The organism is Brevibacterium sp. 2SA (assembly GCF_005502845.1).
Taxonomy (GTDB): domain Bacteria; phylum Actinomycetota; class Actinomycetes; order Actinomycetales; family Brevibacteriaceae; genus Brevibacterium.
The window spans coordinates 12,612-37,963 of the sequence record NZ_SCMW01000012.1; the positions used below are offsets into that span (position 1 = coordinate 12,612).

Sequence of the window (25,352 nt, forward strand, 5' to 3'; positions counted from 1 at the left end):
CTCAGTCCCGGCCGGACCACTCCTCAGCCCAGCGGCGGGCACCGGCGACGAGCAGGCTGACATCGGCGCCGACGAGGACGAAGGACGCCCCCGCATCGAGGTAGGCCCGCGCCTGCACCGGGTCGAAGGCGTTGACGCCGACGGGTTTGCCCGCCGCGCGCACCGCCTCGAAGGTCGCGCGCACCGCCGCGGTGACATCGGGGTGCGTCTGCTGACCGAGCAGCCCCATCGAGGCGGCGAGGTCGGAGGGCCCGACGAAGACGGCGTCGACGCCGTCGACGGCGGCGATCGCCGCGGCGTTCTCCACGGCCGTGGCCGACTCGATCTGCACGGTCAGGGACACGAGCTCGGCCGCCCGGGTGAGATAGTCGGGCACGGTGTTCCAGCGCGACGCCCGCGCCAGGGCGGAGCCGACCCCGCGGACCCCGGCAGGCGGGTAGCGCACGGCCCGGGCCGCCTCCTCGGCGTCGGCGACGGTGTCGACCATCGGCACGAGGAGGTTCTGGGCGCCGAGGTCGAGGTGCTGCTTGATGAGCACCCGATCGCACACGGGAACGCGGACGACGGGGGTGGCCGGATAGCCGTTCATCGCCTGGAGCAGGCGGGTCGTCGTCTCGAGCCCGATCGGCGAGTGCTCACCGTCGATGAGCACCCAGTCGAGCCCGGAGGACGCGGCGATCTCAGCGGCCACGGGCGACCCCGAGCTCACCCACATCCCCGCGAGGTGGTCACCGTCGGTGCGCCCGCGGAGCCGGTCGGCGAACGTCGGCGGCAGGTCTAGGCGAAACGGCATGTGATGACTCCCAGTTCTCCGTAGTCGGCGTGGACGGTGTCGCCGGGGTGGACCCACATCGGTCGCGTGAACGAGCCGGCGAGCACGGTCTCGCCCGCCCGCAGGCTCTCCCCGTGGTCGGCGAGCTTGTTCGCCAGCCACGCGATGCCGCGGCCCGGATGGTCGAGGACGGCAGCGGCGACACCGGAATCCTCGATCGTCTCGTTGCGGTAGAGCAGGGCGGACACCCAGCGCAGGTCGACGGCGTCGACGGCCACCGGCCGACCGCCGAGGACCATCGCGCCGAGGGCCGCATTGTCGGAGATCGTGTCGACGATCGTGCGCCCCTCCATCTCGATGCGCGAGGAGAGGACCTCGAGCGCCGGGACGACGTACTCGGTCGCCCGGAGCACGTCGATGAGCGTGACGTCGGGACCGGTGAGGTCGGCACCGAGGACGAACGCGAGCTCGACCTCGATGCGGACTCCCGAGTACTGCGCGTGGTCGATGACCGCACCGGTCTCGTAGACCTGGTCGGCGAAGATCGTCCCGTAGTCGGGTTCGGTGATGCCGGTGGCCTGCTGCATCGGCTTCGACGTCAGACCGATCTTGTGCCCGACCATCCGCCGTCCCGCGGCCTCGCCGCGCCGGCGCCACTCCCGCTGGACCGCGTACGAGTCCTCGACGGTCATGTCCGGGTGGGCGGCGGTGAGCAGACCGATCTTCGACCGCGTCCTCTCCGCTTCCGCGAGCTCATCGGCGATGCCCTCGATGACGGCGTCTTCGAGCATGTCCCCTCCTCAGAGCTGGTGGCCGAGCTTGAATTCCTCTTCGCCGTCCTCGGCGCCCGAGCGGGCTCCGAAGTCGGATTCGGCGTCCTCCCGGCGCGTGTAGGAGAACCCGTCGGCGCCGATCGTCACCTCCAGCTCGGAGTCGTCGGTGCGGGCGGTGAGCGGGACGGGGTTGCCCTCGAGGTCGAGGACCGTCGAGGCGTCGGTGTACCACGAGGGCACGACCGGGTTGCCCCACCAGTCACGACGCTGGTTGTCGTGGACGTCCCACGTCACCCGCGGGTTGTCGGGGTCGCCGGTGTAGTAGTCCTGGGTGTAGATCTCGATGCGGTGCCCGTCGGGATCGCGCAGGTAGAGGTAGAAGGCGTTCGACACCCCGTGCCGGCCGGGTCCCCGCTCGATCGAGTCGGACATCCGCAGCGCGCCGAGCTTGTCGCAGATCGCGAGGATGTTGTGCTTCTCGTGGGTGGCGAACGCGACGTGGTGCATGCGCGGTCCGTCGCCGCCGGTCATCGCGGTGTCGTGGACGGTGGGCTTGCGGCGCATCCACGCCGCGTAGACGGTGCCCTCGTCGTCCTGGATGTCCTCGGTGACGCGGAAGCCGAGGTCCTCCATGTAGTTCACGGCGCGCGGCACGTCCGGGGTGACCTGGTTGAAGTGGTCGAGGCGGACGAGCGCACCGGGCGAGTAGAGGTCGTAGCGCCAGGCCAGGCGCTCGACGTGGTCGACGTCGTAGAAGAACTCGTAGGGGAAGCCGAGCGGATCCTGCACGCGCACGGAGTCGCCGATGCCGCGGACGAAGCCGTCCTTGCGCCGCTCGACGGGGCAGCCGAGCTCACGGTAGAACGCCTCGGCGGCGTCGACCTCCTCCGGGCTGCGGACCCGGAACGAGAACGCGGCGACCGCGGGCACGGGTCCCTTGCGGAGGACGAGGTTGTGGTGGATGAACTCCTCCATCGACCGCAGGTAGACGGAGTTCTCGTCCTCCCAGGTGACCTGCAGGTCGAGGACGTCGACGTAGAAGTCGCGGGAGGCCTGGAGATCGGTGACGACGATCTCCATGTACGCGCAGCGCACGACGTCGGGCGCGGGAACGGTGGGGGTGGTGATGGGGTCGGACATGGGTTTTCCTCTCACTGCTTCCCGAAGACGGGATTGTGGACCTCGCCGAGGTTGATGTGCACGGCCTGCTGGTCGGTGTAGAAGTCGATCGAGCGGTAACCGCCCTCGTGGCCGAGGCCCGAGGCCTTGACGCCGCCGAAGGGGGTGCGCAGGTCACGGACGTTGTTCGAGTTCAGCCACACCATGCCGGATTCGACGGCCTGCGCGAAGTTGTGGGCGCGCTTGAGGTCCGAGGTCCAGATGTACGCGGCGAGCCCGTACTTCGTGTCGTTGGCGAGCTCGAGCGCCTCCTCGTCGGAGGAGAACTTCGTGATCGCGACGACGGGGCCGAAGATCTCCTCCTGGTAGATGCGCGCATCGGGGGTGACGTCGGCGAAGACGGTGGGCTGGACGAAGTTGCCGTCCTCGAAGCCCTCGGGGCGTCCGCCGCCGGCGACGAGGCGGCCCTCCTCCTTGCCGAGCTCGACGTAGGACATGACCTTCTCGTAGTGCTCGGGGTGGACGAGGGCGGCCACCTCGGTGTCGGGGTCCGAGGGCAGACCGACCTTGACCCGCTTCGCCTGGGCGGCGTAGCGCTCGACGAACTCGTCGTAGATCGAGTCCTCGACGAGGATGCGCGACCCGGCGGTGCAGCGCTCCCCGTTGAGGGAGAAGACCCCGAAGATCGTCGCGTTGACGGCGGCGTCGAGGTCCGCGTCGGCGAAGACGACGGCCGGGGACTTCCCGCCGAGCTCCATCGACAGGCCCTTGAGCCACGGGGCGGCGTTGGCGAAGATCGCCTGACCGGTCGAGGACTCACCGGTGAAGGAGATGAGCGGCACGTCGGGGTGCTTGACGAGGGAATCGCCGGCGAAGCCCTCTTCGCCGAAGCCGTTGACCATGTTGAACACGCCCGTGGGCAGGCCGGCCTCTTCGAAGATGCCCGGCCACAGAGACGCCGAGAGCGGGGTGAACTCGGCGGGCTTGAGCACGACGGTGTTGCCGGTCGCCAGCGCCGGGCCGAGCTTCCACGATTCGAGCATGAACGGGGTGTTCCACGGGGTGATGAGCCCGGCCACGCCCTTGGGCTTGCGGTTGACGTAGTTGGCCTGCCGTCCGGGCACCTTGTAGGCATCGTCGGTCTGGGCGACGATGAGGTCGGCGAAGAAGCGGAAGTTCTCCGCTGCCCGGCGGGCCTGGCCCTTGGCCTGGGTGATCGGCAGCCCGGAGTCGTAGGACTCCATGGCCGCGAGCTCGTCCTCGCGGGACTCGACGATGTCGGCGATGCGGTTGAGCACGCGGGCCCGTTCGCGCGGGAGCATCGTCGGCCACGGACCCTCTTCGAAGGCCTTCTTCGCCGCGGCGACGGCGCGATCGATGTCGGCCTTCTTGCCCGAGGCGGCCTTGATGTAGGGCTGGTTCGTCACAGGATTGATGACGTCGAACTCGTCGCCGTCGAGGGAGTCGACGAACTCGCCGTCGATGTAGTGGCGAATCTTCTCCGGCAGGTTGGCGGGAGCACTGGTGGACGCAGTCATGACTTGTCCCTCTCTGTTGCTGTGGTGGCTTCTTGGTAGCTGTGCAGGGTGGCGGTGCGGTGGGCGCGGACGACGCGTTCGACCTCATCCGCCGAGGCGGCCGCCCGGATGAGCGCGATGATCCGGGAGTGCTCGTCGACGGATTCCCGCGCGCGTTCGGGAACGAAGGAGAACGTCGAGTTGCGCAGGTGCGCGAGCCGGTCCCATTCGACGCCGACGAGCGTGCGGAGGCGATCGTTGGGGCAGCGGGCGAAGAGCGCGGCATGGAACTCGTGGTTGAGCCGCGTGAACTCGACCGGGTCGAAGTCGTCGAGCAGGGCGAGCATCTGCTCGTTGAGCGCCTCGGCGGCGGCGAGGTCACCGTCGGTGATGTGGGTGAGCGCCTGCGCCGTCGCCGCGCCCTCGAGGATCGCGACGGCCTCCATCGACTGGACGTACGACCCGTGGTCGACCATCGCCACCCGCGCCCCGACGTTGCGTTCGAAGGTGACGAGACCGTCGGCTTCGAGCCTGCGGATCGCCTCCCGCACGGGCACGACGGAGGTGTCGAGGTCGACGGCGATCTGCGAGAGCACGAGCTTGTCACCGGCGTCGAACGTGTGGTCCCCGATGCGCTCGCGGATCCAGTTGTACGCGAGCTCGGCCTTGCTCAGACGCTGGCCGAGCGGGGCGGCCTCGGCGGTCATCGTGAGCTCTTCCATTCCTCGAACTTCGCCTTCCACTCACCGGTCGGCGGGAAGAGACCGTCGACGGGGTTGCCGGCGGCGACCTGATCGGCGACCCAGCCGTCCTCGGTCTCTTTCTCCAGCGCTGCGTCGACGACCTCCTCGGCGAGGTCACGCGGGATGACGATGACCCCGTCGTCGTCGCCGACGATCACATCGCCGGGCAGGACGGTGGCGTTGCCGCAGGCCACGGCGACATCGGACTCCCACGGCACGTGCTTGCGGCCGAGCACCGCGGGGTTCTTCGCGGTCGCGAACACCGGGAGGATGCCGGCCACCTCCGCAGCGTCGCGGACGCCCCCGTCGGTGACGACCCCGGCGGCGCCGAGGGACTTCGCCCGGAGGGCGAGGATGTCACCGAGCGTGCCCGATCCGGACTCGCCGCGGGCCTCGATGACGATGACCTCACCGGGCTTGAGGGAGTCGAAGGCGCGCTTCTGCGCGTTGTAGCCTCCCCCGTGGGATTTGAAGAGGTCCTCCCGGTTGGGGACGAAGCGCAGGGTCTTGGCGACCCCGACGAGCGTCGTGCCCGGCTTCAGCGGACGGACCCCGTCGATGACGACGTTGTTGAGGCCGCGGGCGCGCAGCTGCGCGGACAGGCCCGCGGTCGGCGCCTTCTCCAGCTTCTCGCGCAGCCCAGCGGGCAGGGATCCGTCGTCCTCGGGCGGGAGGCCGGCCTCCTCGCGGGAGCCCCACGCATCGGCGGCGAGCGCCTCGGTGACGGCCGGAGTGCTGCCGAGCGCTGCGTCGAAGTCGCCGGGACCCTCGACGACCTCGGTGCGCAGGCGCCCCGAGCTCAGCTGCTCCCCCGACGCCGAGGAGGCGCCGGTGACCTCGACCTCGACGACATCGCCGGGGGCAACGACGGTCGACCCGGCCGGGGTGCCGGTGAGGATGACGTCCCCGGACTCGAGCGTGAAGTGCTGGCTGAGGTCGGCGATGATCTGGGTGAGCGGGAAGATGAGCTGGTCGGGGCCGGTGCCGTCGTCCTGGACGAGGGAGCCGTTGACCCACGTCCGGATCGTCAGCTCCTGCGGGTCGACCTCGGCGGCGGGGATGAGGTTCGGACCCAGCGGGGTGTAGCCGTCGCGGCTCTTCGAGCGCACGTTCGACCCCTTGTCGGGGGTCTTGAGGTCGTAGAGACCGAAGTCGTTGGAGGCGGTGACGCCGGCGACGTGATCCCACGCCTCATGCGCGGTGACCCGATGGGCGGGGCTGCCGATGACGACGGCGATCTCGCCTTCGAACGCGAGCAGCTTCGTGCCGGCGGGGCGCTCGATCGTCGCTCCGCTCGGGGCGACCGAGCTCGAGGCCTTGAGGAAGTACGAGGGTGCGGCGGGGCGCTTGCCGCGCTGGGCCGAACGGGACTCGTACGCCACGTGGACGGCGATGATCTTGCCGGGGCGGGAGGGCACTGCAGTCGACATCGAAACCTCGTTCTCTCGTCGTTGATTGATTGAATCGTATACGATGCCTTGCCGCTGGACAAGGGGTTGTCCTGATTTCCTGGATTCGCGTGCTTGATCGTATATGAACTGATACGATCTCAATCACAGTGTGCGTGATGGATCACTCGAGACGCACGAGGGTGTGTGAGAAACCGGAGGCTGATATGCACTTCCATCAGAACGGCTACGTGTCCGCGGATCCGCGGATCGAGGAGGCGGCGGGGTACGGCATCGACCGACCCGAATCCCTGCCCGACGAGGTCGACGTCCTCATCGTCGGCAGCGGACCGGCGGGCATGGTCGCCGCTGCACAGCTCGCCCAGTACCCCGAGGTCAACACCCGGATCATCGAGAAGCGCGACGGGCGCCTCGTCATCGGCCAGGCCGACGGCATCCAGGCGCGCTCGGTCGAGACGTTCCAGGCGTTCGGCTTCGCCGAGGAGATCATGCGCGAGGGCTACCACATCACGGAGATGGCCTTCTGGAATCCGGATCCCGAGAACCCCGATCACATCATCCGCACCGGCCGGCCCAAGGACGACGAGACCGGCGTCAGCGAGTTCCCGCACCTCATCGTCAACCAGGCCCGCGTCCTCGACTACTTCGCACAGTTCGCCAGGCAGTCCCCGGCCCGCATCGAACCCGACTACGGCATCGAGTTCGTCGACCTCTCCGTCGAGGATCCCGCCACCGCCGCCGATCCCCAGCACCCGGTGTCGGTGACCGTGCGCTACACCGCCGGCGAGCGCGCCGGCCAGCAGCGCACGATCCGCGCCGGCTTCGTCATCGGCAGCGACGGCGCCCGCTCCGGGGTGCGCTCGGCGATCGGCCGGACGATGTCCGGCGACCAGGCCAACCATGCGTGGGGCGTGATGGACGTCCTCGCCAACACCGACTTCCCCGACATCCGCACGAAGTGCGCGATCTCGTCGAAGCACGGCAACATCCTCCACATCCCCCGCGAGGGCGGACATCTCTTCCGGATGTACGTCGACCTCGGCGAGGTGCCCGTCGATGATGCGCGCAAGGTGCGCCAGACGAGCATCGAGGAGATCATCGCGAAGGCGAACGCCATCATCGCCCCCTACTCGCTCGACGTGAAGAACGTCGCGTGGCACAGCGTCTACGAGGTCGGCCACCGCCTCACCGACGCCTTCGACGACACCGACGAGTCGGTCCCGGACTCCCCGTGCCCGCGCGTGTTCATCACCGGCGACGCCTGTCACACGCACTCGGCGAAGGCCGGTCAGGGCATGAACGTCTCGATGCAGGACGGCTTCAACATCGCCTGGAAGCTCGGGCAGGTCGCCACCGGCCGGTCGTCGTCCGAGCTGCTGCGGACCTACTCGGCCGAGCGCCAGGTCACCGCGAAGAACCTCATCGACTTCGACAAGGAGTGGTCGACGCTCATGGCCACCCCGCAGGATCGGCTGCCGGACAAGGCCTACCTCGAGGACTTCTACGTCAAGACCGCGGAGTTCCCCGCCGGCTTCATGACCGAGTACACGGAGTCGATGATCACTGCCTCGACGGCCAACCAGGAGCTCGCGGCGGGCTTCCCCGTCGGCAAGCGCTTCAAGTCCGCGCGCGTCAACCGCGTCGTCGACGCCTACCCCCTCCACCTCGGGCACGAGGCGAAGGCCGACGGCCGCTGGCGGATCTACGTCTTCGCCGACGGGGCGACCCCGGGGCAGGAGACCGACGCCGAGGCGCTCAACGGGGTTCCCGGCCTCGCCGACTGGCTCGAATCCGATCCCGCCTCCCCGCTCGTGGCCTACCGTCGCACCGGCGAGGACGTCGACGCCCTCGTCGAGCTCAAGGTCATCTACCAGCAGCCGCACACGGAGTTCGACTTCACCGACGTGCCCCCGGTCTTCCGCCCCTTCGTCGGGAAGTACAGCCTCGAGTACCTCGAGAACATCTACGCGGCCCTGCCCGATGACGACATCTTCGACACCCGCGAGATCAGCCGTGACGGTGCCGTCGTCGTCGTGCGGCCCGACCAGTACGTCGCCGGCATCTACCCGCTGAGCGCCCGTGAGGAGATCGGGAAGTTCTTCGCCGGGGTGTTCCTCCCCGAGAGCTGATGCCGGCCTGTCTGAGAGCTGGCTGATGACCGGGGCGAAGGCCTCGGCATGGCACTGCGCCTGTGGCAGGGTGGTCGTATGGCTACGAATGAGAAGAGCATCACAGTCACCCGTGTCATCGACCACCCCACGCAGGAGATCTTCGACGTCCTCACCCTCCCGGAGAACCACGAGCAGTTCGACGGTTCGGGGATGGTGCGGGCGGCGGAGAGGTCCCAGCGCATCCAGGGCGTCGGCGACGTCTTCGTCATGAACATGTTCGCCGACGCGATGGGCGGCGACTACCGGATGCACAACCATGTCACCGCGTACGACGCGAACAAGATGGTCGGCTGGCAGCCGGCGCAGTCGGACAACCCGAAGGAGCCCGGCGGCTGGGAATGGGTCTACGAGCTCAATGCTGTCGGCCCCGACAGCACCGAGGTGACGCTGACCTACGACTGGTCGAAGGTCGATGACCCGAAGCTGCTCTCACTGTTCCCCGTCGTCAGCGAGGACCAGCTCGACGAGTCGCTCAACCGCTTGGCCGCCGCCGTCTCCGGGAGCTGACGCAGCCACCTTGAGCAGCGGGTGCCGCCGTCTCCGACCGCCGACCTCAGAAGCGCGAGCCCGAGTACTTCTCGGCGTGCCTGCGGTGACGGCAGTGCCGGCTGCCGTAGAGGCCGAAGATGCCGCCGACGATGAGGGCCGTGCTGCCGAGTGCCCACAGCACCGCCCCGGGCGCCGGATAGCCGATCTCCATCCCGCCGACCCAGCGACCCTGCTCGTCCATCCCGTCCCACATGAAGAACGGCGGGTCGAGCAGCATGAGGGTGAGCGCCACGAGGAGCACGAGCCCGAGGATCACCGCCGCCGGGGACCACATGACGAGTGACCGTGAGATCCATGCGGTGACCGCGCACGCGATGATCGCGATCCACGGCAGCAGGAACGCGACGTCGCTCGTCTCCGGGGCGATCGGCTGCTCGCCGAGCGAGGTGATGACGAGGCGGGGACCCTCATGGTTCCCGCTGTCGAGCACGGGCACCCAGATCATCGCCACCCAGGACGCGAGCGCGACGAGCGGCAGCCACCGCGCCACCCACCGCGACCGTCGACCGCGCGGCAGCAGCTGCGTGCCGACGGGTGCGGGGCGGTCCACGGTGTTCATGACCACCATCCTCGGTTTCCCCTGCCGCCGGCCGGTGACGACGATGTTGCAGAACTGTCACCCGGCTGCGTCACCCGGCCGCGTCATCCGGCGCGAGCGCGGATCTCCGCGCGGAGGACCTCCTCGGCGTGGGAGCGGGCGCGTCGCCGCGGCGGGCGCACCGGGTCTCTCACCGACCAGGCCGGGGCCGCGTCCGGCTCGAGCAGACCGGCGAAGACCCGACGCCAGTCACTCGCACCGCCGTCCGGAGGACCGGTGCCGGCCATTCCGCGGGTCGACCGCCGCGGATGCTTCATCCGTTTGAGGAACGGCGGGGTCGTCGTCGCGTACCTCCGCCCGGTCGGGGTCGTCACCGTCAGGCCCGTCGCGGTCGCCTCGTGCGACCACCCGGGGTGCTCCTTCGCGTAGTTGCAGGAGGCGCACAGTCCTGAGCCGTTCTCCCACGAGGTGTCACCGCCGGCGGCGAAGGGCTGAGCATGATCGGCATGCTTGATCGGGGCATCGCACCACGGGGTCCGGCACCGATCGTCACGGAAGATCACCATTTCCCGCAGCCGCCCGGTGAAGGCCCGCGAGCGCGATTCGGTGCCGACGAGCTGACCGTCGGTCACCCTCGTGAACATCCGCCTGATGAACACCTCCGCCTCGTTCGCGGCGAGGAACGTCCGCGCGGACTCCGCCGGCAGCGGCCCGAATCCGGGCATCCACGCAGGCACCATCCCGTCGGCGAAGAGCGACTCGGCGTCGATGACGACATGGACCTCCGTCGGCACCGCCGCGGCCCTCGTCTGCCCGGTCAGCCGCTCGACGAACCCGTCGGCCATGATCTGCGGGTGCCTCCGACCGTGCGCCTCCCCGGCGGCGATCACCGCATCCGCGCCGGCCTTCAGCCCCGTCCACACGGCCACGGCCTGCGGCAGCGGGAGGATCGCGCTCACCCGCCCCATGCCGTCGGCGAGCGTTGTCATCGACACCCGCCGGTGAGCGGCGGCACGCTCCGCCTTCTTCGCGGCATCCGCGGCGTCGACCTGCATCGCCAGTGCCCGCACCTCGGTGCGCAGACCGCGCGGTCCCGACTGGCCGAGGCTCTCCCGCATCCGCGTATCCACCCGGCGCCGGTCCCCCGGGTCGAGCGTCGCCGTCTCCTCGACCACGATCCGCGCCCGGTCCGCGGAGATCTCCCCGGCCGCCAGCGCCGCATAGGTGCCGGGCAGTTCGGTGACGAGCGCCTGGGCGGCGGTGAGGAATTTCCGCCCCGACCCCGGCGAGACCCGCTTGGCCAGTCCCACCTCGTCCCCGGCGCGCACACCCCACTCCTGGACGGGCAGACCGTTCAGCCGATCCCGGTCCCGGCGCAGCTCGGCGAAGGCGACGGCCTCAGCCGACTGGGCGGCGGCGATCGTCGCGGTGAGCTCCTCGAGCGCGGTGATCCGCGCGAGCGCGTCGTCCTCGGACTCCGCCACCGCGGCACCGCGCAGGAATCTGCCCAGCCGGGCCACCTCGGCGAGGTAGTCCGACGCCCCGTCCGGGGCAGGCGCCCCACCGGCGGGGGCAGGTTCGAAGTCCATGACCGCACCCTAGGACACGGTCCTGACATGGAATCGCCGACCCCGGTGACCTGGGACGACACTCCACCCGGGCGTCACGCCCCGGCTTTGATCCTCCGCATGATCATGTCCATCGCGACGATGTTGTGGCCGCCCTCGGGGACGATGAGATCGGCGTTGCGCTTCGAGGGCTCGACGTAGAGCTCGTGCATCGGCTTGACGGTGCCGAGGTACTGCTCCTCGACGGATTCGAGCGTCCGGCCGCGTTCGATGACGTCGCGTTTGATCCGCCGCAGGAGCCGGACGTCGGCATCGGTGTCGACGAAGAGCTTGATGTCGAGGAGTTCGCAGATGCGCGGCTCGGCGAGGATGAGGATGCCCTCGACGATGATGACCGGGGAGGGCTGGACGACGGTCGTGTCCGTGCTCCGGTTGTGGTTGGAGAAGTCGTAGATCGGGCTCTCGACCGACCGCTGGCTGCGCAGCGCGAGGAGATGGTCGACGAAGAGGTCGTTGTCGAAGGCGTCGAGGTCGTCGTAGTTGACGCGCTCGCGCTCGGCGAAGGTGAGATCGTCCTGCCGGCGGTAGTAGTTGTCGTGGTAGAGCACCGAGGACACGCCCACGCATTCGGCGAGCAGCGCCCGGGTCAGCGTCGTCTTCCCGCTGCCGGTGCCCCCGGCCACGCCCACAGTCAGAATCTCCACGGTCGCATATTCCCTCGTCTCGGCCGAATGTCTCCCCAAATCTACCCGATGCGGTTCGTGTCCGACCCCTCCGATAGGGTGGAGGAAAGCTGCCGGAGCCGCGTCAAGGAGGTGGTCGTCGATGGATTCCGACTCTCGATTGTGCCGCCCCTCCCCCATGCCCTGACGCCTGCCGTCCGATCTCTCCTCCGCAGGCGTCGATCGACGACTGCCCGGAGACGAATATGGACGCGTCCACCATCCGCACCCTGACCGCTGACCGTGACCTGCCGCGCCTGGCCGCAGCCGTGCGCCGCCTCGGCTCATCGGCGACCACCGACCTCATCGCACAGCTGCCCGCCACCGAGGCGGCTGTCGTCTTCCGACTCCTGCCGAAGACCGTCTCCGTCGACGTCTTCGACCGCCTCGACCGCGGCACGCGCTCCGACCTCATCACCGCGCTCGGCACCACGGAGCTGACGACGATCTTCGCCGACCTCGACCCCGAGGACCAGAGCCGCCTCGTCGACGAGCTCCCCGCCGGTGTCGCGACGAAGCTGCTCTCCGCGGTCGCCCCTGCCGACCTCGACGCGGTCATGGCCGTCGCCGGCTACGACCGGAACTCGATCGCCCGCCGGATGTCTCCGACGGCCGTCGTGGCCTGGGCAGACGACACCGTCGCCGAGGTGGCCGACCGGATCCGCGCCGCCGACGTCGATCTCGCCGACGTCCGCCTCCTCCCCGTCCTCACCGCCGACCGCACCCTCATCGGGACCCTCGACGCGCTCGCACTCCTCCGGTGCGACCCGCACGCCCCGGTCACCTCGGCGATGGACCCGCTCGAGACGGTCACGCACACGAGCGAGGACCAGGAGACGGCAGCCCGGGCGGCCCTGCGCGACGGCGTGCCCGTCCTGCCCGTGTGCGACAGCGAGAACCGCCTCGTCGGGATCGTGCCGATCGACGACGCGGCCCGGATCATCGCCGAGGCCGACGAAGCCGACTTCGCGCTCTCCGGCGGCACCCAGCCGCTCTACCGCCGGTACCTGCCGACCCCGTCACGATCGCCCGCACCCGCATCGTCTGGCTCCTCGTCCTCGCCGTGTCCGCCGTGCTCACCGTCCACGTCCTCGAGATCTTCGAATCGACACTCGCCGAGGTGGTCGCCCTTGCCCTCTTCATCCCCCTGCTCACCGGGATCGGCGGGAACACCGGCTCGCAGGCGGCGACGACCGTGACCCGGGCGCTGGCGATGGACGAGGTGGGGCTGCGGGACTTCGCGCGGGTCGCGGCCAAGGAGTTCACGACGGGCCTGACCCTCGGCGTCCTCCTCGCCGTCCCCGCGTTCGCGATCGCCTCCCCGCTCTACGGCCTCGACATCGGAACGATCATCGGTCTCACCCTCATCGTCAACTGTCCGATCGCCGCCCTCGTCGGCGGGTCGATCCCGCTGGCCGCCAAGGCGTGCCGCGTCGATCCGGCGGTCGTGTCGACCCCGTTCATCTCGACGTTCTGCGATGCCAGCGGACTGCTCGTCTACTTCACGATCGCCATCACGATCATGGGCCTGTGAGCGCTGCGCGACAGGCCGAGTCAGCCGAAGTGCTGGGTCAGCTGCGCCCACAGCTCGTGGTCGAAGCGACGGCGGGCGAGGAGTCCGGACATGTGGCGCACGGCGTTGTCGACCTTGCCGCGCCACACCTCGATGGCCTCCCGCGCATCCCCGCGGGAGAGTGCCCGGAAGATGCCGCGGTCGTCGGCGAGGATCCGGTCGCTGGCCGGGGAGTAGTCGAGCCTCAGGACGGAGATGAAGAGGCGCAGACGCAGGGTGAGCGATTCGAAGGCCCGCGCGCTCTGCCGCAGCCCCGAGGCGCGCGCGAGCTCCTGCTGGAAGTGGAGGTCGGCGTCCTCGACGTCGATGCCGCTGCGCGTCGCCGCCGAGGCCTCGACCTGCCGGAGGGCGAGCTGGACGGGGACGAGGAACCGCTGCGGGCGCAGGGCGAGGGACCGCAGCAGCACCTCGCCGACGGCCATCCGCGCCGCGTAGAGGTCGAGGACGTCGACGGTCGTGATGAGCGGGATCCTCGCCCCGCCGCGGGTGCCGTCGAGCAGTCCGTCGTCGACCATCCGCCGCAGTGCGGCATCGACCGAGGACCGCGGCACCTCCATGCGGCGGGAGAGCAGCTTCGGGCTGATCCGGTCCCCGGGTTCGTAGCCGGAGTCGATGATCTCCTCGCGCAGGGCGATCGCGAGGTGCTCGGTGATCGAGCGGGTCGCGCTCGGCAGCCATGAGGAGATCTCCATTGAGTCAGAACTCGTGGAAGTTTTCGGCGCCTCGGTCTGCCGCCCCGCCTGCCAGTTCACCCCTTCGAAGCCGTGGCGCACCCGCCCGGAGACGAGGTCGAGGAGCGAGCCGGGAATGTCCTGGCTGTGCGCGAACGCCTCCTTGAGGGCGGTGACGAAGGCATCGATGTCGCGGTGGAGGGAGAGGTGGCTGAGATGCGGAGCGTGCTCGAACGATGCGGCGACGACCTCGGCGGCCTCGCCGAGAGGGTCGAAGACGACGAGCCGCAGGGCGCTCGGGGCGACCCCGGGCACGCCGTCGCGGATGATCGTCATCGCCGCCTCATCGGTCTGCCGGTGCTCGCTGCCGAAGCGCTGGGACCACCGAGCGACCCCGGCCGAGCGCAGTGCGGCGACGAGCCCGGCGATGCGCCGCTGGATCCGCCTGGCCGGGACCCCCGGGCCGGGCTCGGCACCCTGACGCCGGCGGAAGCCGACGACGATGAGCGGGAAGCCGCCGACCGCGGCGACGACCTCGTCACCTCCGCCCCCGGCCGCGCGGACCTCGGCGAGGCGGGCCGAGGACACCGTGAGATCCTGCATCGCCCGGGTCACGATGCTCTGGCTCAGGCCCGTCGCCTCGGCGAGCGCCCGGGTCGAGAAGTCCGGTCCGGAGATGCGGGCGCCCGCGGTTCCCACGAGCGCTTCGACGACCTGGGCGGCGGTGCTCTGGATCTGCGGCCGGCCGCTGCGGGGACGGTCGCCGAGGTCGGAGCGGCGGACCCAGCGGCGCAGACTCGACTCGGACACCCCCGCCTCCGCGGCCGCCTCGGCGATCGAGGTCACCGCCGCGCGAACGACGGTCTGACGACGGAACTCGGGCGTGTACATGACCCGATTCTACCCGGATGATCACGACTTCTGACTCAAATTATTCTGCGGGCGGTCGCCAGCCATTCACCCCGCATTCGGGGCGGCGCATACTGAGGGAAATCCCGCTGGAACCCCGTCACAAAGGTAAGGACGACCCACGTTGCTGCACACAGACACCGACCTCGAACAGCTCACCGCGGCCTCGGTCGACACCGTCCGCAGATGGCTGCGAGTGGCCACGAACAAGACCGCTGCGAAGAACCCCGCGGCCGAACGCCTCTCGGCCGTCCTCTCCGACCCCAATGGGCTCGACTTCACCGTCGGGTTCGTCGACCGCGTCGTGCGCACCGATGACGTCCACGCCGCCGCCGATGCGCTCGCCGAGGTCGGCAGGCTCGCCCCGGAGACGATGTCGAAGCTCGACCGCGCGCAGATCAAGGCCGGCGCAGCCCTGGCGAAGGTGATGCCGCAGGTCGTCGTGCCCGCCGCCCGCACCCGCCTGCGCCAGATGGTCGGCCACATGGTCGTCGACGCCCGCGACAAGCCGTTCGGCTCGACCGTCGCCAAGCTCACCGGTGAGGGCCACCGCCTCAACATCAACCTCCTCGGCGAGGCCGTCCTCGGTGACGCCGAAGCCGACCACCACCTCGAGGAGACGCACCGCCTGCTCGCCCGCGACGACGTCGACTACGTCTCCGTCAAGGTCTCCTCGGTCGCCTCGCAGCTGTCGATGTGGGCCTTCGACGAGACCGTCGACTACGTCGTCGACCGTCTCCGCCCGCTCTACGCCCAGGCCGCGAAGGCCCCGACGGGTGCGAAGTTCGTCAACCTCGACATGGAGGAGTACCGGGACCTCGAGCTCACGCTCGCCGTGTTCACCCGCCTGCTCTCCGAACCGGAGTTCAAGAACCTCGAGGCAGGCATCGTCATCCAGGCCTACCAGCCCGACGCCCTCGGGGCGATCCAGCGGCTCAGCGAGTTCGCGAGCCGGCGCGTGGCCGCCGGCGGTGCAGGGATCAAGGTCCGCCTCGTCAAGGGTGCGAACCTCGCGATGGAGACCGTCCACGCCGAGGTCGCCGGCTGGCCGACGACGACGTGCGATTCGAAGCAGAGCACCGACGCGAACTACAAGCGCGTCCTCCACTGGCTCTTCACCCCCGAGCGCATGGAGGGCCTGCGCATCGGCGTGGCCGGCCACAACCTCTTCGACATCGCCTTCGCGCACCACCTCTCCGTCGCCCGCGAGGTCACCGACCGCGTCGAGTTCGAGATGCTCCAGGGCATGGCCACCGAACAGGCGGCCGCCGTGACCGAGGACGTCGGGGACCTCCTCCTCTACGTGCCCGCCGTGCACCCGAAGGAGTTCGACGTCGCGATCTCCTACCTCGTGCGTCGCCTCGAGGAGAACTCCGCGACGGAGAACTTCATGTCCGGCATCTTCGAGCTCGCCAACGGCAATGCGATCTTCGACCGCGAAGCCGACCGCTTCCGCGCCTCGGTCGCGCAGCTCGAGTCCGAGCTCGCCCGCGACGGCGAAGCCGCACCGCTGCCGAACCGCACCCAGGACCGCTCCGCCGCCCACGTCGCCGGGCCCGCCCAGGTCGTCTTCGCCAACGAACCCGACACCGACCCGTCGCTGCCGGCCAACCAGAAGTGGATCCGGTCGATCATCGCCGAGGCGACCGCACCGGGCTACCTCGACTCCCGTCCGGCCGCGCCGACGATCGAATCGACCGAGGAGATCGATGCGATGATCGCCCGCGGTCGCACCGCCGCCGCGGACTGGCGTGCCCTCGGCGCGGCAGCGCGTGGGGAGATCCTCCACCGCGCCGCCGAGATCTTCGCCGCCCGCCGCGGCGAGTTCATCGCCGTCGAGGCCGCCGAGGTCGGGAAGATGCCGTCCCAGTCGGATCCCGAGATCTCCGAGGCGATCGACTTCATCCGCTACTACGCGCTCCACGCCCTCGAGCTCGAGAAGCTCGAGGGGGCGACGTTCACGCCCGATGAGATGGTCGTCGTCACCCCGCCGTGGAACTTCCCCATCGCGATTCCGACCGGCGGCACCGTCGCGGCCCTCGCCGCCGGCTCCGCGGTCATCCACAAGCCCTCGGGCCCGACCCCGTACTGCTCGGCGCTCATCGTCGATGCCCTGTGGGAGGCCGGCGTCCCGCGCGACGTCCTCCAGCTCAGCGCGCCGATCGAGCGGGAGCTCGGTCAGCACCTCGTCTCCCACCCGGATGTCGACCGCGTCATCCTCACGGGCGCCTCGGAGACGGCCGCGCTGTTCAAGTCCTTCCGCCCCGAGCTCCACGTCAACGCCGAGACCTCGGGCAAGAACGCGCTCGTCATCACCCCGGCCGCCGACCGCGACCTCGCCGTCGCCGACCTCGTGTACTCCGCGTTCGGCCACGCCGGACAGAAGTGCTCGGCGGCGTCGCTCGGCATCATGGTCGGGTCGACGTACGACTCCGAGCGCTACCGCAAGCAGCTCATCGACGCCGCGTCCTCGATGGTCGTCGACTGGCCGGCCAACCTCTCGGCGACGGTGGGTCCGCTGACCGAGGACCCCTCGGACAAGCTGCGTCGCGCGCTGACGACGCTCGAGCCCGGCGAGTCGTGGCTGCTCGAGCCCAAGCAGCTCGACGACACCGGCCGCCTGTGGAGCCCGGGCATCAAGGACGGGGTCAAGCCAGGGTCGTTCTTCCACCTCACCGAGGTGTTCGGTCCGGTCCTCGGCCTCATGCACGCCCGCGACCTCGACGAGGCCATCGAGTTCCAGAACGCCGTGGACTTCGGCCTCACCGGCGGCATCCACTCGCTCGATCCCGACGAGGTCCGTCAGTGGCTCGACCGCGTCGAGGTGGGCAACGCCTACGTCAACCGCGGCATCACCGGCGCGATCGTCCAGCGCCAGTCCTTCGGCGGTTGGAAGCAGTCGTCTGTCGGTCTGGGGTCGAAGGCCGGCGGCCCGAACTACCTCATGCTCTTCGGCCACTACACCGACGATCCGGCGACCCTGCCCGGTTCGGTCGGCGACGGTCAGAGCCTCGAGCGCGCCCAGGCCGATGACCGCCGCTGGTTCGATGCCGAGTTCGGTGCCGCGAAGGACCACACGGGGCTGCGCTCGGAGGCGAACATCTTCCGCTACCGTCCGCGCCCGGTCACCCTGCGCGTCACCGCGGCGGCGACGGCGTTCGACCTCGAGCGCTCGCTCTCGGCAGCGCAGACCGTCGGTTCGACGGTGCAGCTGAGTGTGGCCACGGACATCTCCGCGGACGTGAAGATCGCGGTCGACCGCTCCGGTGCGGCCTCCCGCGTCGAATCGGCTGAGGCGTTCGCGTCGATGGTCGCCGAAGGCCGCTACGACGACACCGTGGGCGCGCGCATCCGCGTCCTCGGCACCTACGAGCCGGAGCTGCTCGCGGTCGCAGCAGAGCGCCCCGAGGTCGCCGTCATCGACGAGCCCGTCACCTCCTCGGGTCGCGTCGAGCTGCGCTACTACGTCCAGGAGCAGGCCGTGTCGATGACGCTGCACCGCTTCGGCAACCCGAGCCGTGACTTCCACGAGCTCGCCGCCGAGCTCAAGGCGTGATCATCCGAGCCTGATCTCCGCGGACACCCCAAGGGCGCTCAGCCACCTCTGACCCAGGTGGCTGAGCGCCCTTCGCCGTTCCCTCAGGCCCAGCCGACTCCCTCAGGCCCAGTCGACGTCGTCGGACGTCAGCCAGCTGAGGGGATTGACGTTGCGCCCGTTGGTGATCGCCACGGACAGGTTGTTCGCCAGGTAGCGGTCCTCGGAGACCTCGAGCGGGCGGCCTGCCGCGTCCCGGCTGCGACGGACGTGGCGCAGCAGCGGACGGCCGCGGGCGACGTCGAGCAGCGCCGCATCCTGGATGCCGCAGACGATGGCGGAGAAGACGTGGTCGGCTCCGGCGAAGACGATGCCGTGGACGTCGGCGAGGTGACGGGTGACCGATCCGAGGTCCGCGGGCAGCGCCTCGATGATCTGCCCGAGGCGCTCGGGGTAGCGGGTGCGCTCGACCATGACCTTCTCCCCGTCGAGCGTGCGCACGCGCAGCACCGCGAGCACCCGGGCGCGCGGATCGACGCCCAGCGCAGCAGCGGTCCGCTCGCCCGCGATCTCCCAGCTCTGCTCGATGACGAGTCCGCCGGGAGTCCGTCCGTGGGCGCTGGCCCATTGGGCGAAGCTGCGGAACTCCTCGGCGATCGCGGCGGGCCGGGGCACCCTGAGCACCGATTTGCGCACGCCGCGCCGACCGCTGATCGTGCCTTCGGCGACGAGCAGTCTCAGCGATTCGCGCACGGTGCCGGGAGCGACGCCGAACTCCTCGGCGAGCACCGTCTCGGCGGGCAGATTGTCCCCGACCGCCAGCCGTCCCTCGCGAATCGCGTCACGGATCTGCTCGGCGATCTGCTCGTAGCGCGCACCCGGCTGGCCGTTCGCCGCCGCCTGTCCCGTGGTCATGGGCCCCCTCTCCACTCCCGCCATCATTCCACTCTGCCAGAACGGGCCCGGAACCCGGGTCCGCGAATTCACCGAGTCGTCACCACGCTTCCACTCCACGGTCAATGTTCACTGGTGAAGTACAACCGTCGCACTTAAGTTCACCAGTGAACTCATGGTGCGATCCGCCCGACATCTTCTAGGGTGGGAATCGTTCCGCCCCTTCCGCACGACCCGAGTGCGCCCTGCGCACACAGTCCGAAAGGCGAGTTCAACCATGTCCAGAATCACGCGCACTCTCACAGCAGTCGCAGCCGCAGGAACCCTTGCCGTTCTCGCAGGATGCGGATCCGCCGCCGCCGAATCCGATGAGTCGGCCAACTGGCGCCAGGCCACTTCCGTCGCCGAGGGCGGGGGCATGGATGCCCTCGTGACCGCCGCACAGGCCGAAGGCACCCTCAACGTCATGGGCCTCTACCCCGACTGGGCGAACTACGGGGGCCTGCTCGACGCGTTCTCGGAGAAGTACGGCATCGAGATCAACAACGACACGTCCTCCGGCTCGAGCCAGGACCAGATCAACGCGGTGAAGAACCGCGTCGGCCAGGACACCTCGCTCGACTACCTCGACACCGGCGAGTCCTTCGCCGTGACCTCGACGAACGAGGAGCTGCTCGCGAACTACACCCCGGAGACCGCCGGTGACCTGCCGGAGACCATGAAGTCCGCCGACGGCACGTGGTACAACCACCTCGGCGGCACCGTGGGCATCGGCTGCGACGCCGCCGCCGTCGAGACCTGCCCGACGAGCTTCGCCGACCTCCTCGACCCGCAGTACGAGGGCCAGGTCGCGCTGCCGGGCGATCCCACCACCGGTGAGTCGGGCTTCATGATCGTCTATGCCGCGGCACTGGCCAACGGCGGCAGCCTCGATGACATCCAGCCCGGGATCGACTACTTCGCGCAGCTCTCCGACTCGGGCAACCTCATCCCGTCCGAAGCGGTCTCCGGCACGGTCGAGACCGGGGAGACGCCGATCGTCCTCAACTGGGATTACCTGCTCCTGCAGTGGGCCGACGACGTCCGGGACTCCGGCGTCGACCTCACGACGACGATCCCCTCCGATGGGACCGTCTCCTCCTACTATGCCGCTTCGGTCAACGCCGACGCCCCGCACCCGGCTGTCGCCCGCCTGTGGCAGGAGTTCGTCTTCAGCGACGAGGGGCAGAACCTCCTGCTCCAGGGCTACGTCAAGCCCGGCCGCCTCGACGCGATGGTCGATGCCGGCACCGTCGACGAGGAGGCGCTCGGCAAGCTGCCCGAAGCCGCGACGAGCGAACCGGCACCGCAGCCGAACGAGGAGCAGCGCGCCTCGCAGCAGCAGGTGCTCGCCGACAACTGGGCCCAGGCCGTCGGATGACCCTGCCGCCCGCAGCCCCCTCCCGTCCGGGTCGACGAGTCCTCTCGCCGGCCTGGGCGGCCCTCGCACCGCTGACGCTCATCCTCACGGTCTTCTTCGCCGTGCCCGTCATCGGCATGGTCGTCACCTCGCTGCTCGTCCCCGGTGACGCGGGGCAGGAGCCGAGCCTCGGGCTCGCGAACTTCGCCTCGCTCGGCTCGGGCTCACGGTCGCTGGCCCTGCAGAACAGCCTCGTCCTCTCCTTCGCCGCGGCGACGGTCGCGATGGTCGCCGGCGGGATCTGCGCATGGGCGCTCTCAGCTGTGCGGTCGAAGGTCGTCGGCGCGATCGCCGCGGTCGTCTCGAGCGTGCTCGCCAACGACGGCGGGGTGCCGCTGGCATTCTCCTTCATCGTCGCCGTCGGCAACACCGGCTACTTCGTCTCGCTGCTCACCGCGCTCGATCCGTCCTTCACCCTCTACAGCGTCAAGGGCCTCATCCTCATGTACCAGTACTTCCTCATCCCGACGATGATCCTGCTCACCCTCCCGAGCTTCATCGCCCTCAAGCGGGAGTGGCGGGAGGCGAGCGCGTCCCTCGGGGGCACGTCGTGGGTCTTCTGGCGCCGGGTCGGGATCCCGGTCCTCACGCCCGCCGTGCTCGGCGCATGGCTGCTGATGTTCGGGGCCGCCTTCGGCACCCACGCCTCGGCGGCGGTGCTCATCGGCACCGGAGCGTTCCCGCTCATCCCCCTCGAGATCGCCGGCCAGCTCGCGAGCTCCGCGGCCACCGGCGGCGAGGGCACGGCGATGGCGCTCGGCGTGACGACCGGAGTCGTCGCCGTCATCGTGCTCATCGCCTTCAACGCCCTGACGAAGAGGAGCGCCGCATGGCTCGATCGCTGAACCCCCGCCTCGGCGAGAGCAGGACCGCCCGCACCCTCACGTGGCTGCCGCTCATCGCCCTGGCGATCTTCGTGCTCACCCCGCAGCTGAGCTCGCTGACGTATGCGTTCTTCCGGACCGACGGCACGTTCACCACGGACGGGCTGACGGGACTGGCCGACTCCGGAGCGATCGTCGCCCCGCTCATCCGCAGCCTCCTCATCGCCGCGCTCACCTCCCTCGTGCTCATCGGCACGCTCGTCCCCGCCGTCGTCGCCGTCCATCTCTGGGCGCCCCGACTGCGGTCGCTGCTCTCCATCCTCTGCACCCTGCCGCTCGTCATCCCCGCGATCGCCATCGCCGCGGGCATGACGACGGTGCTGCGGGGACTCGCGTCGAACGGCCGGGGCAGTCTCGGCATGGAGATCAACCTCCTCCTCCAGGCGGAGAACCTGCCGCTCGTGCTCGTCGGCACCTACGTCATCCTCTGCCTGCCGTTCACCTACCGCTCGATCGACGCGGGACTCTCCTCCCTCGATCTGCGCACCCTCCACGAGGCCTCGGCCTCCCTCGGCGCGGGCCTGCGGACCACGCTGGCGCGCGTCGTCGTGCCCAACATCCGCGGGTCGGTGATGTTCTCCGCGTTCTACGCCTTCGCGCTCTCGATCGGGGAGTACACGATCGCGGCCACCCTCTCGATCAACACTCTGCCCGTCTACCTCAACACCCTCTCGGACGCGAACTTCCGCGGGTCGATCACCCTGTCCGTCCTGCTCAACCTCACCACCTGGCTGCTGCTCGCGACCGCGACCATCAGCGCCTCACGATTCGACCGACGCGGCCTCGGCGACGCGGCAGCCCCCGCCGCCCCGGCCGCCGCGCCGCAGAAGGAGACCCAGCCCGCATGATCCAGACGACCGCTCCGGAGCGTTCGCGCCCGGCCGCAGCGCTTGCCTCCGACCCGAAGTCCGTGACCTTCCGCGGCGTGGTCAAGTCCTTCGGGACCACCCGCGTACTCACCGACGTCGACATCGACATCGCCGCCGGGTCGATGGTGAGCTTCCTCGGGCCCTCCGGGTGCGGGAAGACGACGACCCTGCGCATCCTCGCCGGATTCGAGTCCGTCGACTCCGGCGATGTCCTCGTCGGCGGGCGGTCCGTCCTCGGTCTCCCACCCAACCGCCGCGACATGGGCATGGTCTTCCAGGGCTACAGCCTCTTCCCCAACCTCACGGTGAGCGAGAACATCGAATACGGTCTGCGCATCCGGAAGATCGACGCCGGGGCGCGCACTGCCCGCCGCGACGAACTCCTCGAGATCTGCGGCCTCGGCGATATGGGGCCCCGCTTCCCCCACCAGCTCTCCGGCGGTCAGCAGCAGCGCGTGGCACTCGCCCGGGCGCTGGCGACCCAGCCGCAGGTCCTCCTCCTCGACGAACCCCTCTCGGCACTCGACGCCACGGTCCGCGCCGCGCTGCGCGACGAGATCCGGCGGGTGCAGCAGTCCCTGGGCACGACGACGGTCTTCATCACCCATGACCAGGGCGAGGCGCTCGCGATCGCCGACCGCGTGGCCGTGATGAGCGCCGGACGCATCGCACAGCATTCGGCTCCCGAGACCGTCTACGCCCGCCCGGCCACGCCGTTCGTCGCCCGCTTCGTCGGCACCGTCAACGAGTTCGCCGTGCCTGCGACCTGGCGCCCGGACGATCGGCTGCCGGATGACCCCGACGGCACCGAGGTCGTCTTCGTCCGCCCCGAGCACCTCGCGATCACACCGTCGCCCGACGGGGCGCTCGAGGTCACCGGCACGACCTACACCGGCGAGCGCACGATGGTCCGGCTCGGCCGCCCCGACCGCCTCGGCGCCGGACCGGGCACCTGGTCGGCGTCGCTGTCCTCGGCCGATGCCGCGCAGCTGCGCCCCGGGGACCGCGTCAGCGCCCGAATCACCGCCGCTCCTGCGCTGCGGGTTCCGCGCGCCGAGGCGGGTGGGGCGTGGGCGTGATCGACACCGCTCTGCCCGTCCGCGCGGCGATCTTCGACTGCGACGGCATCCTCGTCGACTCGGAGCGGCCCTGGCTCGACCTCATGGCGTTCCATCTCGAGCGGCTCGGCGCCGACCGTACCGCCGCGGAGTCCTTCCGCGGTCTCACCGCCGCCGAGGCGGTGGCCCGTCTCGACGCAGTGCGCACCGGCACCGCCCCGGTCCCCGCCGTCGCCGAGGTCGACCGCGCCTACAGTGCGGCCCTGACCGCGGTGTCGGCCCCGATGCCGGGGGCGCCCGAGCTCGTGCGCGCGCTCTCCGGCGCCGTGCCGATCGCGGTGGCGAGCAACGGTCGCCGCGCGGACGTGCGCGGGCTGCTCGACCGGACGGGACTGCTGCCGCACTTCGACGAGGTCGTCACGATCGACGACGTCGACCGCGGGAAGCCGTTCCCCGACATCTACGAGCAGGCCGCCCGGGCGCTCGGCCTCACCCCCGCCGCGGCCGTCGCGTTCGAGGACTCGCGCGTCGGGTCGCAGGCCGCTCACACCGCCGGGTGCACCGTCATCGGCGTCAATGCCGATCCGTCCGTCGCCCTCGTCTCCGCCGTGCGCCTCGCGGACCTGAAGCAGCTGCGCTTCGATCCTGCGACCTCCACCCTCCACCTCGACTCCCGAAGGAGCGACGACCGATGACCTTCACCCTCCAGACCTGGAACGTGTGGTTCGGCGGCCGGGAGGTGAACTTCGGCCAGGACAAGCAGTATGCGATCGCCGCGCAGTTCCCCGCCGAGATCCTCGCCGTCCAGGAGTGCCGGGGAGCCGCGGCCGAAGCGCTCGCCCCCAAGCTCACCGCCGCCCTCGCCCAATCCGGCCCGGACGTCGCAGTGCTGAGCACCGGGGAGGCCACGGCCGTCGACACCGACACGATGCCCTTCGCGCAGGCCGCCCTCGTCCGACCGGTGCCCGAAGGCCCGCAGGTCCTCGTGTGGTCCGTCCACCTCGCGCCCTACCCGTACGGTCCCTATCAGGCGCTGGCCGGCCGGGGACAGGAGATCGCCGACGCCGAGGAGGCTGAGCGCCTCGCCCAGATCACCGCGGTGCTCGCAGAGACAGAGCGCATCCTCACCGCCGCGGGCGACCCGGAGATGCCCGTCGTCATCAGCGGCGACTTCAATGCCCCGGCGACGCTCGACTGGCACGCGCGAGCGGACCGGCCGAACACCCGGTGGGCGAGCACCGACGCCGTGCTCGCCGCCGGCTTCGTCGACACCTATCGGCACATCCACCCGGACCCGGCCGCGACCCCCGCCGACACGTGGTCCCCGATCGAACCGCTGCCCACAGGAGACGGCGGCGGCGAACCGCGGGACAGGATCGACTTCGTCTTCTCCCGCGGGCTCGACGTCCTCGACTCGGTGGTCCGCGGCTGCGTGGCCGCCGGCGAGGAGCACCCGCGCTCCGGGTTCGCCGATGTCGGCGGACGCTGCGCACTCATCCCCGGTCAGCGGGACAATCGGTTTCCCTCCGACCATCAGCTCGTCGAGACGCGGTTCGCGTTCCGTGTCGGTCCCGGAGTGTAGGCTCGGTCACAGTCAGCGCGTTCAGTGGACTGCCCGA

22 protein-coding genes are annotated in these 25,352 nt (G+C 70.1%); 11 read left to right on the forward strand and 11 right to left on the reverse strand.

What is annotated here, in order from left to right; translation table 11 throughout:
• Position 1: 1 nt before the first annotated feature.
• From FFS20_RS06690 to FFS20_RS06715, 6 genes are read right to left on the reverse strand one after another with little or no spacing between them, the layout of a single operon-like run.
• Positions 2 to 793, reverse strand: coding sequence for an HpcH/HpaI aldolase/citrate lyase family protein (locus tag FFS20_RS06690; protein WP_137825142.1), 792 nt, complete (start codon positions 791 to 793; stop codon positions 2 to 4).
• A complete protein-coding gene (locus FFS20_RS06695) occupies positions 778 to 1,563 on the reverse strand; it encodes a fumarylacetoacetate hydrolase family protein (protein ID WP_137825143.1) in 786 nt (261 codons plus the stop codon). The genes FFS20_RS06690 and FFS20_RS06695 overlap by 16 nt, the downstream gene beginning before the upstream one ends.
• Before the next feature lie 9 nt (positions 1,564 to 1,572).
• Complete coding sequence (gene hpaD / locus FFS20_RS06700; RefSeq protein WP_137825144.1) at positions 1,573 to 2,685, reverse strand: 3,4-dihydroxyphenylacetate 2,3-dioxygenase; 1,113 nt, start codon at positions 2,683 to 2,685, stop codon at positions 1,573 to 1,575.
• Between the two features lie 11 nt (positions 2,686 to 2,696).
• Positions 2,697 to 4,202 carry a 5-carboxymethyl-2-hydroxymuconate semialdehyde dehydrogenase gene (gene hpaE, locus FFS20_RS06705; RefSeq protein WP_137825145.1) on the reverse strand — a complete coding sequence of 502 codons (1,506 nt, stop codon included), beginning with the start codon at positions 4,200 to 4,202 and terminating at the stop codon, positions 2,697 to 2,699.
• Positions 4,199 to 4,903 carry a GntR family transcriptional regulator gene (locus FFS20_RS06710; protein ID WP_249356711.1) on the reverse strand — a complete coding sequence of 235 codons (705 nt, stop codon included), beginning with the start codon at positions 4,901 to 4,903 and terminating at the stop codon, positions 4,199 to 4,201. Before FFS20_RS06710 ends, hpaE begins: the two co-directional genes overlap by 4 nt.
• Complete coding sequence (locus tag FFS20_RS06715; RefSeq protein ID WP_137825146.1) at positions 4,885 to 6,354, reverse strand: fumarylacetoacetate hydrolase family protein; 1,470 nt, start codon at positions 6,352 to 6,354, stop codon at positions 4,885 to 4,887. Before FFS20_RS06715 ends, FFS20_RS06710 begins: the two co-directional genes overlap by 19 nt.
• Before the next feature lie 185 nt (positions 6,355 to 6,539).
• Here FFS20_RS06715 and FFS20_RS06720 point away from each other — a divergent pair, with 185 nt between their 5' ends.
• Both FFS20_RS06720 and FFS20_RS06725 read left to right on the forward strand, forming a co-directional pair.
• Positions 6,540 to 8,462 carry an FAD-dependent monooxygenase gene (locus FFS20_RS06720; protein WP_137825147.1) on the forward strand — a complete coding sequence of 641 codons (1,923 nt, stop codon included), beginning with the start codon at positions 6,540 to 6,542 and terminating at the stop codon, positions 8,460 to 8,462.
• 78 nt (positions 8,463 to 8,540) lie between these two features.
• Positions 8,541 to 9,011, forward strand: coding sequence for an SRPBCC family protein (locus tag FFS20_RS06725; protein ID WP_137825148.1), 471 nt, complete (start codon positions 8,541 to 8,543; stop codon positions 9,009 to 9,011).
• A 46-nt stretch (positions 9,012 to 9,057) separates the two neighbouring features.
• On the opposite strand, the gene FFS20_RS06730 is transcribed toward FFS20_RS06725, so the two are convergent.
• From FFS20_RS06730 to udk, 3 genes are all read right to left on the reverse strand, one after another.
• Positions 9,058 to 9,612 (reverse strand): hypothetical protein, encoded by a 555-nt coding sequence (locus tag FFS20_RS06730; RefSeq protein ID WP_137825149.1) that lies wholly within the window; start codon positions 9,610 to 9,612, stop codon positions 9,058 to 9,060.
• A gap of 83 nt (positions 9,613 to 9,695) precedes the next feature.
• Entirely contained in the window at positions 9,696 to 11,180 is a 1,485-nt protein-coding gene (locus FFS20_RS06735; RefSeq protein ID WP_232623836.1) for an HNH endonuclease signature motif containing protein, read from the reverse strand.
• Between the two features lie 74 nt (positions 11,181 to 11,254).
• A complete protein-coding gene (gene udk / locus FFS20_RS06740; RefSeq protein WP_137825150.1) occupies positions 11,255 to 11,863 on the reverse strand; it encodes a uridine kinase in 609 nt (202 codons plus the stop codon).
• 224 nt (positions 11,864 to 12,087) lie between these two features.
• Here udk and FFS20_RS06745 point away from each other — a divergent pair, with 224 nt between their 5' ends.
• Together FFS20_RS06745 and FFS20_RS18255 are read left to right on the forward strand one after the other, a co-directional pair.
• The gene (locus FFS20_RS06745) at positions 12,088 to 13,080 is read left to right on the forward strand and encodes a CBS domain-containing protein (RefSeq protein WP_249356712.1); all 993 of its coding nucleotides are present in this window, start codon (positions 12,088 to 12,090) and stop codon (positions 13,078 to 13,080) included.
• A complete protein-coding gene (locus FFS20_RS18255; protein WP_249356713.1) occupies positions 13,002 to 13,415 on the forward strand; it encodes a magnesium transporter in 414 nt (137 codons plus the stop codon). Before FFS20_RS06745 ends, FFS20_RS18255 begins: the two co-directional genes overlap by 79 nt.
• Positions 13,416 to 13,435: 20 nt before the next feature.
• On the opposite strand, the gene FFS20_RS06750 is transcribed toward FFS20_RS18255, so the two are convergent.
• A complete protein-coding gene (locus FFS20_RS06750) occupies positions 13,436 to 15,016 on the reverse strand; it encodes a GntR family transcriptional regulator (protein ID WP_137825151.1) in 1,581 nt (526 codons plus the stop codon).
• 142 nt (positions 15,017 to 15,158) lie between these two features.
• Here FFS20_RS06750 and FFS20_RS06755 point away from each other — a divergent pair, with 142 nt between their 5' ends.
• Positions 15,159 to 18,590 (forward strand): bifunctional proline dehydrogenase/L-glutamate gamma-semialdehyde dehydrogenase, encoded by a 3,432-nt coding sequence (locus tag FFS20_RS06755; protein ID WP_137825152.1) that lies wholly within the window; start codon positions 15,159 to 15,161, stop codon positions 18,588 to 18,590.
• 102 nt (positions 18,591 to 18,692) lie between these two features.
• Here FFS20_RS06755 and FFS20_RS06760 read toward each other — a convergent pair whose 3' ends face one another.
• Positions 18,693 to 19,484 carry a GntR family transcriptional regulator gene (locus tag FFS20_RS06760; RefSeq protein ID WP_137825153.1) on the reverse strand — a complete coding sequence of 264 codons (792 nt, stop codon included), beginning with the start codon at positions 19,482 to 19,484 and terminating at the stop codon, positions 18,693 to 18,695.
• Between the two features lie 256 nt (positions 19,485 to 19,740).
• Between FFS20_RS06760 and FFS20_RS06765 the strand changes: the two genes are divergently transcribed.
• From FFS20_RS06765 to FFS20_RS06790, 6 genes are read left to right on the forward strand one after another with little or no spacing between them, the layout of a single operon-like run.
• Positions 19,741 to 20,883 carry an extracellular solute-binding protein gene (locus tag FFS20_RS06765; protein ID WP_137825154.1) on the forward strand — a complete coding sequence of 381 codons (1,143 nt, stop codon included), beginning with the start codon at positions 19,741 to 19,743 and terminating at the stop codon, positions 20,881 to 20,883.
• Positions 20,880 to 21,767 carry a spermidine/putrescine ABC transporter permease gene (locus FFS20_RS06770; protein WP_137825155.1) on the forward strand — a complete coding sequence of 296 codons (888 nt, stop codon included), beginning with the start codon at positions 20,880 to 20,882 and terminating at the stop codon, positions 21,765 to 21,767. The genes FFS20_RS06765 and FFS20_RS06770 overlap by 4 nt, the downstream gene beginning before the upstream one ends.
• Positions 21,752 to 22,654 carry an ABC transporter permease subunit gene (locus FFS20_RS06775; RefSeq protein WP_137825156.1) on the forward strand — a complete coding sequence of 301 codons (903 nt, stop codon included), beginning with the start codon at positions 21,752 to 21,754 and terminating at the stop codon, positions 22,652 to 22,654. Before FFS20_RS06770 ends, FFS20_RS06775 begins: the two co-directional genes overlap by 16 nt.
• The gene (locus FFS20_RS06780) at positions 22,651 to 23,754 is read left to right on the forward strand and encodes an ABC transporter ATP-binding protein (RefSeq protein WP_137825157.1); all 1,104 of its coding nucleotides are present in this window, start codon (positions 22,651 to 22,653) and stop codon (positions 23,752 to 23,754) included. Before FFS20_RS06775 ends, FFS20_RS06780 begins: the two co-directional genes overlap by 4 nt.
• Positions 23,751 to 24,428: an HAD family phosphatase gene (locus FFS20_RS06785; protein WP_171007020.1), complete on the forward strand. Its 678-nt coding sequence runs from the start codon at positions 23,751 to 23,753 to the stop codon at positions 24,426 to 24,428. Before FFS20_RS06780 ends, FFS20_RS06785 begins: the two co-directional genes overlap by 4 nt.
• Complete coding sequence (locus FFS20_RS06790) at positions 24,425 to 25,315, forward strand: endonuclease/exonuclease/phosphatase family protein (protein ID WP_137825159.1); 891 nt, start codon at positions 24,425 to 24,427, stop codon at positions 25,313 to 25,315. The genes FFS20_RS06785 and FFS20_RS06790 overlap by 4 nt, the downstream gene beginning before the upstream one ends.
• Positions 25,316 to 25,352 lie beyond the last annotated feature (37 nt).

Coding starts and splice junctions, on each gene's coding strand:
- FFS20_RS06690 (WP_137825142.1), bottom strand. CDS start 793: ATGCCGTTTCGCCTAGACCTGCCGCCGACGTTCGCCGACCGGCTCCGC.
- FFS20_RS06695 (WP_137825143.1), bottom strand. CDS start 1,563: ATGCTCGAAGACGCCGTCATCGAGGGCATCGCCGATGAGCTCGCGGAA.
- hpaD (WP_137825144.1), bottom strand. CDS start 2,685: ATGTCCGACCCCATCACCACCCCCACCGTTCCCGCGCCCGACGTCGTG.
- hpaE (WP_137825145.1), bottom strand. CDS start 4,202: ATGACTGCGTCCACCAGTGCTCCCGCCAACCTGCCGGAGAAGATTCGC.
- FFS20_RS06710 (WP_249356711.1), bottom strand. CDS start 4,903: ATGGAAGAGCTCACGATGACCGCCGAGGCCGCCCCGCTCGGCCAGCGT.
- FFS20_RS06715 (WP_137825146.1), bottom strand. CDS start 6,354: ATGTCGACTGCAGTGCCCTCCCGCCCCGGCAAGATCATCGCCGTCCAC.
- FFS20_RS06720 (WP_137825147.1), top strand. CDS start 6,540: ATGCACTTCCATCAGAACGGCTACGTGTCCGCGGATCCGCGGATCGAG.
- FFS20_RS06725 (WP_137825148.1), top strand. CDS start 8,541: ATGGCTACGAATGAGAAGAGCATCACAGTCACCCGTGTCATCGACCAC.
- FFS20_RS06730 (WP_137825149.1), bottom strand. CDS start 9,612: ATGAACACCGTGGACCGCCCCGCACCCGTCGGCACGCAGCTGCTGCCG.
- FFS20_RS06735 (WP_232623836.1), bottom strand. CDS start 11,180: ATGGACTTCGAACCTGCCCCCGCCGGTGGGGCGCCTGCCCCGGACGGG.
- FFS20_RS06745 (WP_249356712.1), top strand. CDS start 12,088: ATGGACGCGTCCACCATCCGCACCCTGACCGCTGACCGTGACCTGCCG.
- FFS20_RS06750 (WP_137825151.1), bottom strand. CDS start 15,016: ATGTACACGCCCGAGTTCCGTCGTCAGACCGTCGTTCGCGCGGCGGTG.
- FFS20_RS06760 (WP_137825153.1), bottom strand. CDS start 19,484: ATGACCACGGGACAGGCGGCGGCGAACGGCCAGCCGGGTGCGCGCTAC.
- FFS20_RS06765 (WP_137825154.1), top strand. CDS start 19,741: ATGTCCAGAATCACGCGCACTCTCACAGCAGTCGCAGCCGCAGGAACC.
- FFS20_RS06770 (WP_137825155.1), top strand. CDS start 20,880: ATGACCCTGCCGCCCGCAGCCCCCTCCCGTCCGGGTCGACGAGTCCTC.
- FFS20_RS06775 (WP_137825156.1), top strand. CDS start 21,752: ATGGCTCGATCGCTGAACCCCCGCCTCGGCGAGAGCAGGACCGCCCGC.
- FFS20_RS06780 (WP_137825157.1), top strand. CDS start 22,651: ATGATCCAGACGACCGCTCCGGAGCGTTCGCGCCCGGCCGCAGCGCTT.
- FFS20_RS06790 (WP_137825159.1), top strand. CDS start 24,425: ATGACCTTCACCCTCCAGACCTGGAACGTGTGGTTCGGCGGCCGGGAG.